Source organism: Mesorhizobium sp. WSM4871 (assembly GCF_055811295.1).
In genome coordinates, this window is the sequence record NZ_JBVVPU010000011.1 from 149,194 (window position 1) to 168,741 (window position 19,548).

The following is a 19,548-nucleotide window of genomic DNA, read 5'->3' on the forward strand; positions in this document are numbered from 1 at the left end:
TGTGCCGGCCCGCCAAAGCTAGAACGAACCCTAGAACGCTTCCGCCGGCAGCGCCATTAGCGTGTCCGCGCCACTGGAGATGCGGGCGAGGTGCGCCGACGTCTCGGGCATGATCCGCTCCATGAAGAAGCGCGCCGTCACCAGCTTGTTGTCGTAGAAGGACGAAGCACCGTCGGCGCCGTTCGCCAGCTTCGCGCCGGCGGCCTTGGCCATCTGCGCCCACATGTAGCCCAGCGCCACCAGGCCGAAGAGATGCATGTAGTCGGTCGAGGCCGCACCGGCATTGTCGGGCTTGGCCATGCCGTTCTGCACCAGCCACATGGTCGCTGCCTGCAGATCGTTGAGGCCCTTCTTCAGCGCCTTGGTGAAGGGCGCCATCTTCTCATCGGAGCGGTTCTCCTCGCAGAACTCGCCGACCTCCTTGAAGAAGGCCTGCACGGCCCGGCCGCCGTTCAGGCCAAGCTTGCGGCCGACGAGATCGAGCGCCTGGATGCCGTTGGCGCCTTCATAGATCATGGCGATGCGAGCATCGCGCACGAACTGGCTCATGCCGTGCTCTTCAATATAGCCATGGCCGCCGAACACCTGCTGCGCCATGACGGCGTGGTCGAAGCCCTTGTCGGTGAGCACGCCCTTGACCACCGGCGTCATCAGCCCGGTGTAGTCGTCGGCGGCCTGGCGGTCCTTGTCGTCAGCGGAGCGGTGGGCGATATCGGACTTGATCGCCGTCCACAGCGCCAGCGCGCGACCGGCCTCGTTGAAGGCTTTCATGGTCATCAGGCCGCGGCGGATGTCGGGGTGGACGATGATCGGGTCGGCCTTCTTGTCCGGTGCCTTGGCCCCGGACAGCGAGCGGCCCTGCAGACGGTCCTTGGCGTAGGAGACGGCGTTCTGGTAAGCGACCTCCGACAGAGAAAGCCCCTGCAGGCCGACGCCGAGGCGGGCCTCGTTCATCATCGTGAACATCGCCTTCAGCCCGCCATTCGCCTCGCCGAGCAACGCGCCCTCGGCCTCGTCATAATTCATCACGCAGGTCGAGTTGCCATGGATGCCCATCTTCTCCTCGATCGAGCCGCAGGAGACGGTGTTCCTCTCGCCGGGATTGCCTGATGCATCGAGCTTGAGTTTCGGCACGATGAACAGCGAAATGCCCTTCACGCCTTCCGGCGCGCCCTCGATGCGGGCCAGCACCAGATGGACGATGTTGTCCGACATGTCGTGCTCGCCGGCCGAGATGAATATCTTCTGGCCCGAGATCTTGTAGGTGCCGTCGCCGTTGGGAACGGCCTTGGTGCGCAGCAGGCCAAGATCGGTGCCGCAATGCGGTTCCGTCAGGTTCATGGTGCCGGTCCAGGCGCCCTCGACCAGCTTCGGCAGCCAGGTCGCCTTCTGCGCGTCGGTGCCATGGGTGATGATGGCCGCGATCGCGCCCTGCGTCAGGCCGGGATACATCATCAGCGACATGTTGGCCGACACCATATATTCGGCGACCGCGGTATGAACCGCGTAGGGCAGGCCCTGCCCACCGAACTCCACAGGCGCGGCCAGCCCCATCCAGCCGCCCTCGCGATACTGGTCGAAGGCCTCCTTGAAGCCTTTCGGGGTCGTCACCGAGCCATCGTCATGGCGCACGCAGCCTTCCATATCGCCGACGCGGTTCAGCGGCTGCATGACGTTTTCGGCGAGCTTGGCGCCTTCGGCGAGGATCGCCTCGACCACATCCGGCGTCGCATCGGAGAAGCCCGGAAGATTGGAATAGCGCTGGTAGCCCAGCACCTCGTTCAGCACGAACAGCGTATCCTGGACCGGCGCCCTGTAGATCGGCATGCTTTTCCCTCCACCATGCGGACTTGGTCCCGGAATCAAGCCCTGCACGGCGGGCGGACCAACGTTGAGGTCGGGATAGCAAAAATTGACGTTTGCGTAAACGTCAATTTTTTGATGCGACAAAATTTCCCGATGCCTCTCACGTAGCGTAGCGGCGTGACGCCTCGTAAGCCAGCACGGAACATGGAATGTCTTCATGTGAGATGCCCTCGAAGCAACGCGAAAAGCCGCGCGGCGAAGGCCACGCGGCTCTTGTTCGTTGGTCGGAAGGCCGTTCGCCGAAGCGGCGGACGGATTTAGCTGGCGACGCTGGCCTGCGGCGCCGAACGCTCGATCAGCATCTGGCGCACCGCCGCCATCGAATTGCTCAACTCGCCGATGGCGTCCTCGATCAGCGCCCGCTGCTTCTGCAGGCGGGCAAGCTGCTTCTCCGACTTGTCGAGCGCCAGCCGCAACTGCTTGGTGTTGGAGCCGGTCGGATCGTAGAGATCCATCATCTGCTTGACGTCGCGCAGCGAGAAACCAACCTTGCGACCGAGCAGGATCAGTTTCAGCCTCGCCTTGTCGCGGCGCGTATAGAGGCGGGTCGAGCCGTCGCGCTGCGGATTGAGAAGACCTTTGTCCTCGTAGAAACGCAAGGTGCGCAGCGTTACTCCGTAATTCTTGGCCATCTCGCCGATGCGGGCAAGGTCCTCGCCGGCTTCGACAGACATATTATTGGTATTGGCCGCGGCTTCGCCGGGCGAAACAAGTTTCATGGTCACTGGCTTTCCCCGTCTGGTGGCATCGCGGTCCGGGACCTTGCGTCGCCTGAGTGGAAGCGGGGGCGTGCTTCCAGTCGTGGTTTCAACAAACAAATCGCAAAAGACGCGGTCTGTGCACCTTTTACGTTTACGTCAATTCTATACCGATAGCCGCCTCACGACGCAAGGGCATTGTGTGGGCGGAACGTTATGCCGCATCCCGGCGCACGGACACCTGGCGCGGCGGTAATCTCGACAACGTTGCAACTTCTTAAGTTTGGTTAACGCGTTGTTTACCACGTTGGGCGAAATGTGCGCATGTCGGTACCCCGTGTTTATCCTGTAGCGAATTTTTCACGGTTTTTCGAAGCGCGGGTGAGATCCCGGGAAGTTCGCCTTCCACCGCGGCAAAACCGCTCGGTCGCCTCGTTTCCCGGCAGGACTTTGGGAAACTGGCCATAAGCCAGCAATTCTGAAACGGGCGCATTGATGAACAGCAAGCGGTCCTATCTCGATACACTCAACGCCGGCAGACAACGCCGGCCGCATACCACGCTTGAGGAGCTCAACCGTTCCCTGGAAACGCTGGAGCAGCGGCTGGAGCGCACGCGCGAGGACGCAAATGTGCGTCCCGATCCGCGCCGGCCGGCCGCGGAGCCGCGCTATGCCAGCGCCGAACCCTATGGCCAGCAGCGCTGGCATGAGGAGCCGCGCCCCGCGCAGCAGCGGCCGAAAGATCCGGCGCCGGCCGCCTTCGACCAGAATTACGAGGCGATCGCCCGAGATATCGACCGCGTGCGCGGCCAGGAGGACGGCGTCGCCGTGGTCGGCAAGATCGCCGGCGAATTGCGCGGCCTGCGCGAAGAACTGCGCCACCAGATGACCGTCGGCTTGCAACGTGAGTTCGAGGCCCTGCGCAAGGATATCGAGCGGGCCTTCCAGGCAAGCGCTCAGCCGGGCGGCCGGTCGGCAGGCGGCAAGGGAAGCGCCGAACTCGGCGTCGAGTTCGAGCGGCTTTCCGGCGCCATCCAGACGCTGGCCGAAAAGAGCGACGACAGAAGCGTCAACATGCTTCGTCTTGAACTGGAGCAGGTCAAGGCCGCGCTCGATACGCTGGCGCGCGAGGAGAGCGTTCAGGCGGTCGGCCGCCGCTGGGACGAATTCGACCGCCGCTGGAGCGCTTTCGAAGATCGTGTCGATGCCGATCAGCAGAAGCGATCGGATGCGCCCGGCCTTGCGATGCTGACCGATCGGCTCGAACAGATCAGCAATGCCGTCAACAATCTGCCGGAATCGCTGTCGCTGCGTTCGCTCGAAGACAAAGTCCGCACGCTTGCCGGCGCCGTCGACCATTTCGCCAGCCAGCAGGACAATCGCAGCACCGGCACATTCGGCATGATCGACGAGCGGCTGGACGAGATTTCCCGCGCCATCGTCGCATCGACCGTTGCAGCGCAGGCCAATTCATTCGATCCGGAACCCTTCGAACGCATCGAGAAGCGCATCGCCTCGCTTGCCCAGCAGATCGAGGAAGTCGCGCAGGACCGGCCTGGCAATCAGGTGATCGACCAGCTCAACATGCTGTCGAGCCGGGTCGACGATCTCGCCGGCCGCGCCAATCTGCCGGAGCAGGCGATGGAGCGTCTCGGCAATCAGATCGCGCTCATTGCCGACAAGATCGACCGGGCGCCGGCCATGCCGGACGCCGAATATATTTTCCAGGGCCTCGAACAGCGCTTCGATGTGCTGTCAGGCATGATGGAGCGGCGCCAGGGCGACGCCATCGAGCAGGGAAACATGCTGTTTCGCGATCTTGAGCGCCGGCTGGACGAAGTCGCCGACCGGCTGGACCAGCGCCCGTCACAGGTCGACAGCGCCGGCATCATGGACGCCATCGACGCCCGCTTCACCGCGCTCGCCAAGCGCATGGAAACGCGCGCTCCCGATCCCGCCGGCGAGGCAGCGATCCGTGGCCTGGAAAGCCGGCTGGAAGATATCTCTCACCGGCTGGATTCGTCCGCGGCGCAAGTCGCCGGCATCGACCCGGCGCTGATCCGCAGCCTGGAAGCGCAGGTCGCGGGTCTGTCGGCCCACCTTTCGAAACCCGGCACACCACTGCCGGAATTCGAGGACATCAGCCCGCGCCTCAACGAAATCGAGAAGTCGCTGGCTGGAACCCGCGATTCCATCCTCACCGTGGCGCGCGAGGCGGCTGAGAACGCCGTCAGCTCGCTGGCCGGCTCCAGCGCCAACACAGCGGCCGTTTCCGGGCTCGCCCAGGATCTGAAGACGCTCGAAGCCCTGACGCGCCGTTCCGACGAGCGCAATTCGCGAACCTTCGAGGCCATCCACGACACGCTGCTCAAGATCGTCGACCGGCTGGGGTCGCTGGAAACCAGCGAGCCGACCGACGCGGTCAGCGAACTTCTGAATGTACAACCGGCCGATCAGGACAGCTGGCGCGGCGGGCGGCGGGCGAAGATGACCGTTCAGGCCGCGCCGTCCATGGATATCGACCAGCCACTGCCGCTGACGGGTGACATGGCCGAACTCGAGAGCCGTGCCGCTGCCATCATGCGCAACGGACCAAACCAGCGCACACCGGCCGAAGCCGCAGCCGCGGCGGCCATGGCCGCGCTTGGCTCCGACACGCAGCCGGGGACGGACGAACCGGCCGGCGGCCGCAAGTCGATGTTCGGTGGACTGGCGCGCGCCTTCAAGGGCAAGAAGGAGGCGGACATTCCGCCGCTTGCCGGCTCGGCGCCTGGTGTCGAGATGCCAAGCGTCGACCTTGACGAGCCACTCGACCCCAAGCTCGCCAACCGGCCGCTGGAGCCCGGCTCCGGCGCACCCGACCTCAATGCCATCATGAAGCGCGTTCGCGACGAGCGTGGGCCGGCCGCCAGGAGCGGCGACACCGATACGGCCAAGTCGGATTTCATCGCGGCGGCCAGACGAGCGGCACAGGCCGCGGCTGCCGAGGCCGAGGTTCTCAAGCGGCAGTCGACGAAGAGCGGCCCGGTGAAGGCGCTCAGAATCGGCGACCTGCTCAAGAAGCGACGCAAGCCGATCCTGATGGCCGCCGCCGCAATCATGCTGGCGCTCGCCGGCTTGCAACTTGGCAAGGCCTTCTTCTCCGACCCCGTCGAAATGGCCAGCAACGATGCGGCGCCGATCGTGGCGGCGCAACCGGTGGAAGCCGCGTCGGCCGGCGCCACCAGCGGGCCGAAGACGGCTGCGCAAACCGCCGATCGGGACAGCGAGCCGGACCGTACTGTCAGGCAGGCAGAGCCATCCGCATCCCTGACCAAGGACGATATGACGGCGCAGACCGCTGTCTACGCGCCGACCAACGCCGAAACCCCGATGGACTCCGTGTCCGCGGAGCCAGCCCCTGCTCCCACGGCTCCTGCTCCAATGGCATCGGCGGCGTCGCCTGATCCGATGGCCGCATCGCCGGAAGCGACTGCCTCGACATCCGCAGAACCCACCACCGCCGAGCCAATGGCCACTGCGCCGGCGACCACGCCGAGCACCCAGGACATGACCGGGGCGGTTGCGCCCGCGGATGATTCGACGACGCCAGCCATTGCCAGGATCGATATACCGGCCGATGCCGGCCCGGCGGCGTTGCGCGACGCGGCGGCCGGCGGCGACGCCAAGGCGTTGTTCGAGATCGGCTCGCGCTATGCCGAATCGCGCGGCGTCAAGGAAGACATGGCCGCGGCCGCCAAATGGTACGAGAAATCAGCCGAACTCGGCTTCGCCCCGGCGGAGTACCGCATCGGCAATTTCTACGAGAAGGGCGTGGGCGTCGCGCGCGACGTCAAGAAGTCGAAGACCTGGTACCAGTTGGCCGCGGAACAGGGCAACGCCAGCGCCATGCATAATCTGGCCGTGCTCTTCGCCATGGCGGCGGACGGCGTGACCGACAATGAATCGGCTGCCAAGTGGTTCCAGGCGGCCGCCGATCTCGGCGTCAAGGACAGCCAGTTCAATCTCGGCATCCTGGCGGCGAAAGGCGTCGGGATGAAGCAGAACCTCGAAGAATCCTATAAATGGTTCGCACTCGTCGCCAAGACCGGCGACAAGGACGCGGCGGCAAAGCGCGACGAGATCGCCAACGCGCTCAGGCCCGAGCAGTTGGAGCGCGCACGCGCCGCCGCCGAACTGTGGAAGGCAAAGCCGCTCGATCCGGCCGCCAATTCGGCCGACATTCCCGAATCCTGGCAGGACGGCACGCCTCAGACCACCGCCAGCGTCGACATGAAAAAGGCGGTTCAGAACATTCAGCGCATCCTCAACAAGAACGGCTATGAGGCTGGCAACGCCGACGGCGTGATGGGCGGGAAAACCAAGACCGCGATCATGGCTTTCCAGACCGACAACAAGATGAAGGCGACCGGTACGGTGGACGAAAAGCTGGTCAAGGCGTTGCTGGCGCGCAAATAACGGCAGATGCGTCGTTTACACGATGCCCTTGCCACACATTTGCCTGTTAACTGATTGAGTTGTTTTTTGTTTCGGCGGCGCGGCGCGGTTTGACTTCGCCGTCCGGCCGGCGCAAGAACAATTTAGCTTTTTTGGCGCAAGATGCCCGCAACGGTTGCATTCGCCGACAGGCATATTGATCGAGACTGACGGGTGGGCATCTATCTCCCGATCGCGGAAATTTCCGTCAACGTCTTCGTGCTGCTGGCCATGGGCGCGGCGGTGGGTTTCCTGTCGGGCATGTTCGGGGTGGGCGGCGGCTTCCTCATCACGCCGCTGCTGATCTTCTACAACATTCCGCCTGCGATCGCGGTCGCCACCGGCGCCAACCAAGTCATCGCCTCCTCCTTCTCCGGCGCATTGTCGCATGTGAAACGCGGGACGCTCGACTTCAAGCTCGGCGGGGTGCTTTTGGCCGGCGGCATCGTCGGCTCCACTGCCGGCATCTTCGTCTTCGGGTTCCTGCGCCGGCTCGGCCAGCTCGACCTGTTCATCTCGCTGCTCTATGTCGTGCTGCTCGGCACTGTCGGCGGGCTGATGCTGGTCGAGAGCGTCAATGCACTGCGCGCCACCCGCGGTGGCGCCGCCCCGGTGCTGAAGAAATCCGGCCAGCACAACTGGATCCACCGCTTGCCGCTCAAGATGCGCTTCAGGGCCTCGAAGCTGTTCGTCAGCGTCATCCCGGTGCTTGGACTGGGCGCCGGCATCGGCTTCCTGTCGTCGATCATGGGCGTCGGCGGCGGCTTCATCATGGTGCCGGCGCTGATCTACCTCTTGAAAGTGCCGACCAACGTCGTCATCGGCACCTCGCTGTTCCAGATCATCTTCACCTCGGCCTACACCACGCTGGTCCACGCCACCACCAACCAGACGGTCGACGTCATGCTCGCCTTCCTGTTGATGGCGGGCGGCGTCGCCGGCGCGCAATATGGCGCCAAGGCCGGCCAGAGGCTGCGCGGCGAGCAGCTCCGGGCGCTGCTGGCGCTGCTGGTGCTGGCGGTAGCGATCCGGCTTGCCATCGACCTGTTCGTGACGCCGCCCAACCGCTATTCGCTCACCGGCGTGGATCTGGGCTGATGGCAGGCGCGAGGGGGTTCGTTGCCGCTGCCTGGCTGACGCTCTCGGTCGTCGCCGCGTTGCCGTCCATGGCGCAGACGCCACCGACCGAAAACATCCAGATCGGCCTGTCCACCGACAATGTCTCGATCACCGCTGGCTTTTCCGGCGCCGACCTCACCATTTTCGGCTCACTGGAAAACGCCGACCCGCTTGTCGCGCGCCAGGGGCGCTACGATGTCATCGTCGTTCTGGAAGGCCCGGCCCGGCCGGTTGTCGTGCGCCGCAAGGACCGGGTGCTGGGCATCTGGATCAATCTCGAATCCGAGACCTTCGAGAACGTGCCGGTGTCCTATTCGGTGGCGACGACGCGGCCGCTGCAGGACGTCACCGACCCGAACAGCTATAAGCAATTGTCGCTCGGCGCCTCCAACCTCTACATGCAGCCGGCCGATGCCGGCGACAGTCCGGCGACGATCCAGGAGTTCACCGCGGCACTGCGCGAGCGCAAGACGGCGACCGGCCTCTACAGCGAGAATGTCGGCGGCGTGCAGTTCCTGTCGCAGAACCTGTTTCGCGCCACCGTCAGGCTTGCTCCCAACGTTCCGGTCGGCACCCACAAGGCCCGCGCCTTCCTGTTCAAGAGCGGCCTGTTCATCAAGGAAAGCTCCGCCCAGCTCGAAATCCGCAAGTCCGGCTTCGAACAGTCGATCTTCCGCGTCGCGCACGACTATTCCTTCCTCTACGGCGTCTTCGCCGTATCGCTGGCCATGCTGACGGGTTGGCTCGGAAGGCTCGTCTTCCGCAAGGATTGACGTCTTGGGAAAACGGAAGCCCATTTGCCCGGGGACAAATGGAAAGCCATTTTCCCGGGGGACAAATGGAAAGCCATTTTCCCGGGGACAGGGGTTTCCCTTTCGGCGATCTTGCGATAGACCGCCGCCTCCCAGCCCACGGGTAAACACGCACAGATCAATTCGGCAGAACGGTCCGGTCCTCCGGACCACGGCGCGTCTTCCGACGCCGCTGGTTCTTTGCCCGAGAAGCCATGACAGGGAGCGACCATGCGACCGGCATTCGGCGGCATCGACTTCGGCACGTCCAATTCCACCGTCGGGGTCATCCACGACGGCCGGCCACGGCTGGTACCCCTTGAGGGCGGACAGCCCACCTTGCCAAGCGCGGTGTTCTTCAATTTCGAGGACGGTTACACTTATTACGGCCGCCGCGCGATTGCCGACTACACCGACAGCATCGAGGGCCGGCTGATGCGCTCGCTGAAAAGCGTGCTCGGCAGTTCGCTTGCTCACGAAAAGACACGCATCAAGTCGCGGTCGATCGGCTTCATGGAGATCGTCGGCCTATTCGTCGGCCATCTGAAGAAGCGGCTGGAAGAGGATGCCGGCGAGACGGTCGAGAGCGTGGTGCTCGGCCGTCCGGTGCAGTTTGTCGACGACGATCCGCAAGCCGACGCCAAGGCGCAGGGCGAGCTTGAAAACGCCGCCCGCGCCCAAGGCTTTACGCATATCGCCTTCCAGTTCGAGCCGATCGCCGCGGCGCTCGATTACGAGCAGAAGGTGACGCGGGAAGAATTGGCGCTGATCGTCGACATGGGTGGCGGCACGTCCGACTTCTCGATCGTACGGGTCTCGCCGCAGCGCGCCCGCTCGCTCGACCGCAAGGACGATATCCTGGCCAGCCGCGGCATCCATATCGGCGGCACCGACTTCGACCGACTGCTGAGCATCGCCCATGTCATGCCCGAACTCGGCTATTTGACGCCGACCAAGGACGGCAAGCGCAATCTGCCGGCCAGCTACTTCATCGACCTGGCGACATGGCAGCGCATCAACCTCGTCTACACCGCCAGGGCGATGACGCATCTCAGGCAGATCCGCTACGAGGCGGAACGCGCCGACCTGGTCGACCGCTTCATTCATGTCGTCGAGCACCGCTACGGGCACGCGCTGGCCGCCTTGGTCGAGCGGGCCAAGATCGAGCTGACCGGGCAATTGTCGGCGCAGGTCGCGGTTGGGCTGCCGGGCGTGGAATTCGCGGCCGAAATCACGCGCGCCGGGCTGGAGGCAACCATCGCCCGAGACATCGGGCAGGTGACGGCCACGGTCGAACAGACCATCAGGGATGCCCGGGTGAAGCCGTCCGACATCACCGCGGTGTTCCTGACCGGCGGCTCGACCGCGATCCCGCTGGCGAGACAGGAGATCCTGGCGCTGGTGCCGCAGGCGTCCGTCATCGAAGGCGACATGTTCGGTTCGGTGGGGCTTGGGTTGGCGTTGGACGCCCAGCGGAAATTTGGCTGATCCGCTTACGCCTTGGGCTTCGCAACAAGATGCGTCTTGAGCGCCATCTGGGCGAGGCTTGCCTGCCGGTCGCGGTGGGTGATGATGGCGAAGTCGCGCCGCGGCAGGTCGATCGGCACCGAGCGCAGGCTGCCTTCGGCGATTGCGCCGGCGACGACAAGCTCCGAGATGATGGTCGCCCCGGCGCCGGCCTCGACCGCCTGGCGGATCGCCTCGTTGCTCGGCAGGACCAGGAATATCTGGAGGTCGGCGAGCGAGACCGCCTGGCGGCGCGCCAGATCCTCCAGCACCTCGCGCGTGCCTGAGCCGGCTTCGCGGATGATCCAGCGCAGCTCCCTGATATCAGGGGGGCCGTGCGGCGGCGCAGCGATCTTTGGATGGGATCGCGCCACGACCAGCAGCAGCCTGTCGACATCGACCTTGGCGCGCCGCAGCACGTCGGATTCGGTGCGCCCCTCGACCAGGCCGAAATCCGCCGTGCCATCGAGAACATGGGTCTCGACCTGTCTCGTATTGCCGATGGTGACGCTCAGCCGAACGGCGGGATAGGCCTCATGGAAAGAGGCCAGCCGGCGCGGCAGCCAGTAGCTGGCGATGGTCTGGCTGGCGGCGATGGACAGGCTCCCAGTAATCGTCTGTGAGACATGTTCCAGCACATTGCTTGCGGCGGCGGCGCGCTCGAGCACGGCCTTGGCCTCGGGCAGGAACCGGAGTCCGGTCTGGGCAAGCTCGATGTTGCGGCCGACCCGGTTGAACAGCCGGACGCCATGCTGCTGCTCAAGCGAGCGGATGGCGGCCGACGCCGCCGATTGGGAGATGCCCAAAAGCTCGGCCGCCTTGGTCATATGGCCACGCTCGGCGACGGCGACGAAGATGCGCAACTGGTCCAGGGTCATGCTCCTGATTAAGAAGCAAAATCGATTGGAATTACAAGAGCAAGTTATTAGACAGATCGATTGCTTTGTTCTAAATTTCTGACCGAAGTTGGAAAAAAATCGCAGCCAAGCGGCAAGGGCTAGAAATTGATAGGGCGGTTCAAGTCGCTGTTTGCCAGTTGGACCCGCAGCCTGCGGCGGCGGCTCGCGGGCGACGGCTATCACCCGGAAGAACATTACATGCGTGGACCCGGGCCAAAGACACGAGCCAAATACTCGAACGACAAAAGCAGATCATGACCCAAGGACCGCCGCGCGGCGCCAATTCCGCACCGTCCCAACGGCCGCTCGCCGACACGCGCGCGCCCGACGAGGGCGACGGCGTCGACACTTCGCCCGACGTCTCCGACCGCATCGCCAAGACCACCTGCTACATGTGCGCCTGCCGCTGCGGCATCGACGTCCACATCAAGGACGGCAAGGTCCGCTACATCAATGGCAACAAGGACCATCCGGTCAATCGCGGCGTGATCTGCGGCAAGGGCAGCTCCGGCATCATGCAGCACTACAGCCCGGCGCGGCTGAAGAAACCGCTGCTTCGCACCGGTGCACGTGGTTCGGGAGAGTTCCGCGAGATCGAGTGGGAGGAAGCCTTTTCGATCGCAACGGAGCGGCTGTCGGCCATCCGCCGGACCGATCCGAAGAAGCTCGCCTTCTTCACCGGACGCGACCAGTCGCAATCTCTGACCGGCTGGTGGGCGGGCCAGTTCGGCACGCCGAATTTCGCCGCCCATGGCGGCTTCTGCTCGGTCAACATGGCGGCCGGTGGGCTCTACACGATCGGCGGCTCGTTTTGGGAATTCGGCGAGCCCGACTGGGACAACACCAAATACTTCATGCTGTTCGGCGTCGCCGAGGACCATGATTCCAATCCGATCAAGATCGGCCTGAGCAAGCTCAAGGCGCGCGGCGCCAAGGTCGTTTCGATCAATCCCTGCCGCACCGGCTACAACGCCATCGCCGACGATTGGATCGGCATCCGGCCCGGCACCGACGGCCTGTTCGTGTTCGCCCTGATCCATGAGTTGCTGAAGGCCGGCCGCGTCGATCTCGACTATTTGCTGCGCTACACCAATGCACATCAGCTCGTCATTCAGGAGCCGGGCGCCGCCGATGACGGGCTGTTCGTGCGCGACGGCGCCTGCAATCCGCTGGCCTGGGACAGGGTGGCAAAAAATCCCGTCAACGCCACGAACGCCGATGCGAAACCGGCACTGACCGGCAGCTTCACGGTCGATGGGCGCCGCTGCGTTCCGGTGTTCCAGCTCATCGCCGACCGTTACCTCGACGAAAGCTATGCACCCGACGCGGTCGCGGAGCGCTGCGGCATTCCCACTGAGACGATCCGCCGGATCGCCGCCGAGCTGGCGCATGTCGCCTTCGAACAGACGATCGAACTGCCGGTGGCCTGGACCGACTGGGCCGGCCGCCGCCATGAAACGATCAAGGGCCGCCCTGTCGCCATGCATGCGATGCGTGGCATCTCGGCCCATTCGAACGGCTTCCACACCTGCCGCGCCATCCACCTGTTGCAGGTGCTGCTCGGCACGGTGGATGTACCCGGCGGGTTCCGCTTCAAGCCGCCCTATCCCCGGTCGGCGCCGCCGGGACCGAAGCCCGCGGGCAAGAATGTGCAGCCGATGACACCGCTGGAGGGCATGCCGCTCGGCTTCGTCTGCGGGCCGGACGATCTGCTGGTCGATGAAGCCGGCACGCCCATCCGCATCGACAAGGCCTATTCCTGGGACGCGCCGCTGGCCGCGCACGGGCTCATGCACACGGTGATCCGCAACGCCTGGGCGGGCGATCCCTACCCTATCGACACGCTGCTGATGTACATGTCGAACATGGCCTGGAACTCGTCGATGAACACCGTCGAGACGATTCGTATGCTGACCGACGCGGACGAGGCCGGCAACTACAAGATCCCGTTCATCATCTATTCCGATGCCTATTACTCCGAGACCGTGCCGTTCGCCGATCTGGTGCTGCCGGACACGACCTATCTCGAAAGGCATGACTGCATCAGCCTGCTCGACCGGCCGATCAGCCATGCCGACGGGCCGGGCGACGCCATCCGCCATCCCGTCGTCGAGCCTGACCGCGACGTCAGGCCGTTCCAGTCCGTGCTGATCGAGCTCGGCGCGCGGCTCGGCCTGCCTGGTTTCGTCGATGATGACGGCTCGGCCAGATATCGCGACTACGCCGATTACATCGTCAATCACCAGCGCACACCGGGCATCGGTCCGCTCGCCGGCTGGCGCGGCAAGGACGGGGCGTCTATCGGCAAGGGCAAGCCCAATCCCGATCAGTTGCAGCGCTACATCGACAATGGCGGCTTCTGGCACCACGACTTTTCCGCCGACCAGCGTTATTACAAGATGGCCAACCGCTCCTACCTCGGCTTCGCCGAGCAGATGGGCTTCATCCCGAAGGCCGAGCCCATCGTCTTCCAGCTTTATTCCGAACCGATGCAGCGCTTCCGCCTTGCGGCGCGCGGCCATGGGCGGGTGCAGCCGCCGGCGAGCGAGCGCGGCCGCATCGAGACCTATATGGACCCGCTGCCGTTCTGGTACGCCCCGTTCGAGGAAGCCGTGGTCGACCTTCAGAAATATCCGCTGCACGCGCTGACGCAACGGCCGATGCACATGTATCACTCCTGGGGCTCGCAGAACGCCTGGCTCAGGCAGATCACCAGCCAGAACCGGCTGTTCGTGCACGTGAAAACGGCTGCCAATCTGGGCCTAGTCGACGACGACTGGGTGTGGATCGAAAGCATCAACGGCCGGGTGAAGGGGCAGATCAAGCTGGTCGACGGCGTCAACCCCGACACGGTGTGGACCTGGAACGCCATCGGCAAGCGGCGCGGCAGTTGGGGCCTGAAGGACGATGCGGCGGAAAGCAGTCGCGGCTTCCTGCTCAACCACATCATCGGCGACCAGACCTCTGCCGATGCGAACGGCAAGCGCTACTCGAATTCCGATCCCGTCACCGGCCAGGCGGCATGGTTCGACCTGCGCGTGCGCATCGTCAAATGTGCGAGAGAGGAAGCCGGCTTCACCGAGCCGCAGTTCGAACGTTTCCGCCAGCCGCCGCATTTCGCGCCTTCGCCTGACATACTCCGCTTCGGCGCCGAGTTCCGCATGAAAAGAGAAGCCGCCGAATGACCTGCCTTCCCGCTCACACCGACAAAAGGCTTGGCCTGGTCATCGATCTCGACACCTGCGTCGGCTGCCAGGCCTGCGTCACCGCCTGCAAGGAATGGAACACTGGCGGCCATATGGCGCCGCTGACCGACATCGACCCCTATGGCGGCAATGTCGACGGTGTCTGGTTCAACCGCGTCCACAGCTACGAGCACACGACCGAGATGGGCGGGCGCACGGTGAACTTCCCGCGCTCCTGCCTGCATTGCGAGACGCCGGCCTGCGTCACCGTCTGCCCGACGGGAGCCTCCTACAAACGCGCTTCGGACGGCATCGTGCTGATCGACGAGGACAGATGCATCGGCTGCAAATTGTGCAGCTGGGCCTGTCCCTACGGGGCGCGTGAATTCGACACCGATGTTGGTGTGATGAAGAAATGCACGCTCTGCGTCGACCGCATCTACAACGACAATCTGGCCGAGGAGGACCGCGTGCCGGCCTGCGTCGCCGCCTGCCCGACCAGTGCCCGGCATTTCGGCGACCTCGGCGATCCAACCTCGGCGGTGTCGCAGCTGGTGGCCGAGCGTGGCGGCGTCGACCTGATGCCTGAGATGGGCTATCACCCGACCAACAAGTACCTGCCGCCGCGCGCCCATACCACGCGCGCCGCATCGGTTCCGGCGCCAGCGCTCGAGCCAGTGCGGACCGAAGGCGGTTTCCTTGGCTGGGTCGACCGCATGCTTTCGAACTGACCAGCAACCAGCCTCATGCATCCAGCCTTCTCCGTCGTTTTTTTCACCACCGCCACGGGCGCCGGTTACGGCCTGCTCGCGCTGCTCGGCGTGCTTGCCGGCGCCGGTGCGATCCCACCCGATTTCTGGCTCGGTTTCATTGGCCTGGGGCTGGCGCTCGGCCTGATCGCCGCTGGCCTGCTGTCCTCGACCGGCCATCTCGGCCGGCCGGAGCGGGCATGGCGCGCCTTCTCGCAATGGCGCAGCTCCTGGTTGTCGCGCGAGGGCGTTGCGTCGGTCGTCACCTTTGTCCCGGCGGGACTGTTCGGCATAGGCTGGGTGCTGCTCGGCCGCACGGATGGCTGGGTGGCCATTGCCGGATTGCTGGCGGCCGTCGGCGCGGTCGTCACCGTCTGCACCACCGGCATGATCTATGCGTCGCTGAAGCCGATCGCCCAGTGGCACAGCCGCTATACCTTGCCGGGCTACCTTATTTTTTCGGCGATGACCGGCAGCGTGCTTCTGAACGCGCTGCTGCAGGGCTTTGCCGTCGGCTCGAACATCCTTCTGGCGGTTTGCCTGACCTTGCTTGGCTGGGGCTGGAAGCTGGCGACCTGGCGGCACAATGACCGATTGGAAATACCGACCACCGCCAACACCGCGACGGGCTTGGCCGGCGGCACGGTGCGGTCGCTGGAATGGCCGCACACCGAGGAAAACTATCTGCTCAAGGAAATGGGCTTTCGCATCGCGCGCAAGCACGCCGCGAAACTGCGCCGGATCACGCAATTGCTGGCTTTCGCCTTGCCTGTCCTGCTGCTTGCCATTGTGTTGGCCCTGCCCTGGCAGGCTGCGGCGGTGCTGTCGGTGCTAGCGGCGGCGGCCCAATTCGCCGGGATGCTGGTCGAGCGCTGGCTGTTCTTCGCCGAAGCAAAGCACACAGTTACGCTATACTACGGCAGATAGGTTTCAGCCCGGCCGCAGCATCGAGCCGGAAATAGCGAAGATGCGCTCGGCGCCCAGCATATAGGCCATCAGGCTCTCGCGGCGGAACAGACCGGCATAGGCGCGGTCGAGCACGTTGAGCGAGCCGGTATAGGCGCCGAAGGCCGGCATGATCATGCGGCCACCATCGCCGGCAAAGCAGCGCCGCCGCACCGAACGGCCACGCTGGACGATGCGAGCACAAGGATGGAGATGACCTGATATTTCGCCTTCGACGCGCACCTTGGAGGGTTCGTGCCGGAACAGCAGCGAACCGATGGCGAGTTCGCGCACGGTGTCGCCGGGCAGGTCGGCGGGCGCCTCCGGATCGTGATTGCCGGCGACCCAGAACCAGTCGCGGCCGGCCATCAGTGCTTCCAGCCTTTCGCGGAAGCTTGCGTGCATGCGCGCGGCGCCGCCGCCATCGTGAAAGCTATCGCCCAGGCTGATGACAATGGCAGGCTGGTAATCCGCGATTACCGCTTGCAGCCTCAACAACGTCGCGCCGGTGTCGTAAGGTGGGATCAGGGCACCGCGCCGGGCAAACGACGATCCCTTTTCGAGATGCAGATCCGAGACGACGAGAAGCCGAAGCTCCGGAAAATAGAGCACGCCGCGCGGGTCGCAAACCGCACGTTCGCCGGCGATTCCGACGAAGTCGGCCTCGGCGGTCAGCGATGCGCGCGCCAGCGAATAGTTCATGCTTCACTCATTCCCGGACCCATCGCCTCCTCGACCAGTGTCGCCGCGTCCATCAGCAGTGTTTCATCGGCTTCGCCATGCACCGGCATCTTGCCGATCTCAAGCATGATCGGCACGGCGAGAGGCGAAATCTGCTCGAGGTTCCTATGCACGATTCGTCCCTGAATGCGCGAGAGCATCTCGGCAAGTCTGCTGACATCAAGCAGACCCGTGGCGGCATCGGCGCGCGTCGCCTGAAGCAGGATGTGGTCGGGTTCATGGCTGCGCAGCACGTCGTAGATCAGGTCGGTCGACACGGTAACCTGGCGGCCGCTTTTCTCCTGGCCCGGATGGCGTTTCTCGATCAGTCCCGAGATCAGCGCGCAATTGCGGAAAGTTCGTTTCAGGAGCCAGCTATCGGCCAGCCAAGCTTCAAGATCGTCGCCCAGCATGTCCTGATCGAAGAGTGCGGCGAGCGATGGTTTCTTCGCCGTGAACATTTGGCCCATGTCGGCCAGCGACCATATGGCAAGCGCATAGTCGGTGGCGACGAAGCCGAGCGGCCTGGCTCCAGCCCTGTCGAGGCGGCGTGTCAGCAGCATGCCAAGCGTCTGGTGCGCCAGCCTGCCCTCGAATGGATAGGCGACCATGTAATGCCGGTTGCCGCGCGGAAAGGTCTCGATCAACAGATCGTCGCGTTTGGGCAGCACCGATTTGTCGGCCTGATATCGCAGCCAGTCGGCGACCTGTTCCGGCAGCTTCTTCCATCGCCGGGGGTCGTCCAGCATGATGCGGACCTGCTCGGCAAGATACGTCGAAAGCGGAAACTTGCCGCCACCGTAATAGGGCACCTTGGCATCGCTGCCAGGCGCGTTCGACACGAAGCACTCATTCTCGCGAATGCCCTCGAAGCGCAGCACCTTGCCAGCGAACATGAATGTGTCGCCATGCGTCAGCGTTTCGAGGAAAGCCTCCTCGATCTTGCCAAGAACCCGGCCGCCGCGCGAAGCCGAGCCTCTGCTGCCAGCCCTGACATAACGCACGTTGAGCGCCGGCACCTCGATTATGGTGCCGACATTCAGCCGGTATTGCTGGGCAACCCGGGGATTGGACACCCGCCAAAATCCGTCCTTGTTGAGGCGGATGCGGGAATACCGCTCGTAGTTCTTCAGCGCATAGCCGCCGGTGGCAACGAAATCGACGACGCGATCGAATGTCGGCCGGTCGAGGCTGGCATAGGGCGCTGCGGTCCGCACTTCCTCGTACAGCGCATCGGCACGAAACGGGGCCGCGCAGGCGCAGCCCAGCACATGCTGGGCCAGCACGTCGAGTCCGCCATCGATCAGCGGCGGCGTATCCTGGGCGCCGAGATAGTTGGCGTCGAGCGCCGCCCGACACTCCAGCACCTCGAAACGATTGGCCGGGATCAGGATGGCCTTGGACGGCTCGTCCATGCGGTGGTTGGCGCGGCCGATCCGCTGCGCCAGGCGGCTCGCCCCCTTCGGCGCGCCGACATGCACGACAAGATCGACATCGCCCCAGTCGATGCCGAGGTCGAGCGTCGAAGTGGCGACGATGGCGCGCAGCGCATTCTCGCCCATCGCCTTCTCGACGCGCCGGCGCTGGGCGACGTCGAGCGAGCCGTGATGCAGCGCGATCGGCAAGGTATCTTCATTGACCCGCCATAACTCCTGGAACAGCAGCTCGGCCTGGCTGCGCGTGTTGACGAAAAGCAGGGTCGTCTTGTGGCGCTTGATCTCACGGTAGATCTCTGGTGTCGCGTAGCGAGCCGAATGTCCGGCCCAGGGCACACGCTCTTCCGAGTCGAGAATGGAGATTTCGGGCTTGGCGCCGCCAGTGACCACAATCAGTTCGGCCATGCCGGGGCCTGTCGAGTTTTTGGGCGGGTTCTGTCCGACCAGCCAGCGACGCAATTCGTCGGGCTCGGCGACTGTGGCGGAAAGCCCAATCGTCTGCAGGCCAGGCACGTAGCTGCGCAGCCGCGCCAGTCCGAGCGCGAGCAGATGCCCGCGCTTTGAGGTTACCAGCGAATGCAGTTCATCGAACACGACAAAGCGCAGATCCTCGAAGAACCGCCGGGCGTCGCCGGCTGCGATCAACAACGCCAGTTGCTCGGGCGTGGTGAGCAGGATGTCGGGCGGCGCCAGCTTCTGCCGCTGGCGCTTGTGTGCCGGCGTGTCGCCGGTGCGCGTCTCGATGGTAACTGGCAGTCCGATCTCTTCCACCGGCTTGCCGAGATTGCGCTCGATGTCGACGGCCAGCGCCTTCAGCGGCGAAATGTAAAGCGTGTGGATGCCGCGCCGTGCTTGTCCTGGCCTGCTCCTTGGCCGATTGGCCAGTTCGGTCAGCGACGGCATGAACCCGGCCAGCGTCTTGCCGGCGCCGGTCGGCGCAATCAGCAATACCGACTGCCCTGCTTGAGCCTTTGCCAGCAACTCGATCTGATGGACGCGCGGCGACCAGCCTTTTTGCGCGAACCATTTGACGAATGGCTCCGGCAAGATCACGGCAGTATTTTGTTCGGCAAGGCGCGGCTGCTCTGTCACGCGCCAGAGGTAGCGCGACGGCGTGCAATCGCCAAGCGGAATCGGAACAAAAAGGGATCAAGATTC

12 protein-coding genes are annotated in these 19,548 nt (G+C 64.4%); 7 read left to right on the plus strand and 5 right to left on the minus strand.

The genetic code is table 11. The features are described from left to right. Positions 1-30: 30 nt before the first annotated feature. Positions 31-1,827 carry an acyl-CoA dehydrogenase gene (locus AC0L2H_RS22680; protein ID WP_473592282.1) on the minus strand — a complete coding sequence of 599 codons (1,797 nt, stop codon included), beginning with the start codon at positions 1,825-1,827 and terminating at the stop codon, positions 31-33. Between the two features lie 296 nt (positions 1,828-2,123). After that, positions 2,124-2,585 carry a MerR family transcriptional regulator gene (locus AC0L2H_RS22685; protein WP_097572854.1) on the minus strand — a complete coding sequence of 154 codons (462 nt, stop codon included), beginning with the start codon at positions 2,583-2,585 and terminating at the stop codon, positions 2,124-2,126. A gap of 474 nt (positions 2,586-3,059) precedes the next feature. Between AC0L2H_RS22685 and AC0L2H_RS22690 the strand changes: the two genes are divergently transcribed. The 4 genes from AC0L2H_RS22690 (at position 3,060) to AC0L2H_RS22705 (ending at position 10,438) form a co-directional block, all read left to right on the plus strand. Beyond that, complete coding sequence (locus AC0L2H_RS22690) at positions 3,060-7,022, plus strand: peptidoglycan-binding protein (protein WP_473592283.1); 3,963 nt, start codon at positions 3,060-3,062, stop codon at positions 7,020-7,022. 192 nt (positions 7,023-7,214) lie between these two features. Then, positions 7,215-8,138, plus strand: a complete 924-nt coding sequence (locus AC0L2H_RS22695; protein ID WP_473592284.1) for a sulfite exporter TauE/SafE family protein — start codon at positions 7,215-7,217, stop codon at positions 8,136-8,138. Then, positions 8,138-8,932, plus strand: coding sequence for a TIGR02186 family protein (locus AC0L2H_RS22700; RefSeq protein ID WP_473592285.1), 795 nt, complete (start codon positions 8,138-8,140; stop codon positions 8,930-8,932). Before AC0L2H_RS22695 ends, AC0L2H_RS22700 begins: the two co-directional genes overlap by 1 nt. Positions 8,933-9,181: 249 nt before the next feature. After that, a complete protein-coding gene (locus AC0L2H_RS22705; protein ID WP_473592286.1) occupies positions 9,182-10,438 on the plus strand; it encodes an Hsp70 family protein in 1,257 nt (418 codons plus the stop codon). 5 nt (positions 10,439-10,443) lie between these two features. On the opposite strand, the gene AC0L2H_RS22710 is transcribed toward AC0L2H_RS22705, so the two are convergent. Beyond that, positions 10,444-11,334, minus strand: a complete 891-nt coding sequence (locus AC0L2H_RS22710; protein WP_473592287.1) for a LysR substrate-binding domain-containing protein — start codon at positions 11,332-11,334, stop codon at positions 10,444-10,446. Between the two features lie 275 nt (positions 11,335-11,609). Between AC0L2H_RS22710 and AC0L2H_RS22715 the strand changes: the two genes are divergently transcribed. The 3 genes from AC0L2H_RS22715 to AC0L2H_RS22725 are packed head-to-tail and all read left to right on the plus strand — an operon-like array spanning position 11,610 to position 16,216. Further along, the gene (locus AC0L2H_RS22715; protein WP_473592288.1) at positions 11,610-14,540 is read left to right on the plus strand and encodes a molybdopterin oxidoreductase family protein; all 2,931 of its coding nucleotides are present in this window, start codon (positions 11,610-11,612) and stop codon (positions 14,538-14,540) included. Continuing rightward, complete coding sequence (locus AC0L2H_RS22720; RefSeq protein ID WP_473592289.1) at positions 14,537-15,271, plus strand: 4Fe-4S dicluster domain-containing protein; 735 nt, start codon at positions 14,537-14,539, stop codon at positions 15,269-15,271. Before AC0L2H_RS22715 ends, AC0L2H_RS22720 begins: the two co-directional genes overlap by 4 nt. Before the next feature lie 15 nt (positions 15,272-15,286). After that, positions 15,287-16,216, plus strand: a complete 930-nt coding sequence (locus AC0L2H_RS22725; RefSeq protein WP_473592290.1) for a dimethyl sulfoxide reductase anchor subunit family protein — start codon at positions 15,287-15,289, stop codon at positions 16,214-16,216. Between the two features lie 3 nt (positions 16,217-16,219). Here AC0L2H_RS22725 and pdeM read toward each other — a convergent pair whose 3' ends face one another. Together pdeM and AC0L2H_RS22735 are read right to left on the minus strand one after the other, a co-directional pair. Further along, complete coding sequence (pdeM, locus tag AC0L2H_RS22730) at positions 16,220-16,936, minus strand: ligase-associated DNA damage response endonuclease PdeM (RefSeq protein WP_473592291.1); 717 nt, start codon at positions 16,934-16,936, stop codon at positions 16,220-16,222. Beyond that, complete coding sequence (locus AC0L2H_RS22735; RefSeq protein ID WP_473592292.1) at positions 16,933-19,482, minus strand: ligase-associated DNA damage response DEXH box helicase; 2,550 nt, start codon at positions 19,480-19,482, stop codon at positions 16,933-16,935. Before AC0L2H_RS22735 ends, pdeM begins: the two co-directional genes overlap by 4 nt. Positions 19,483-19,548: the final 66 nt, after the last annotated feature.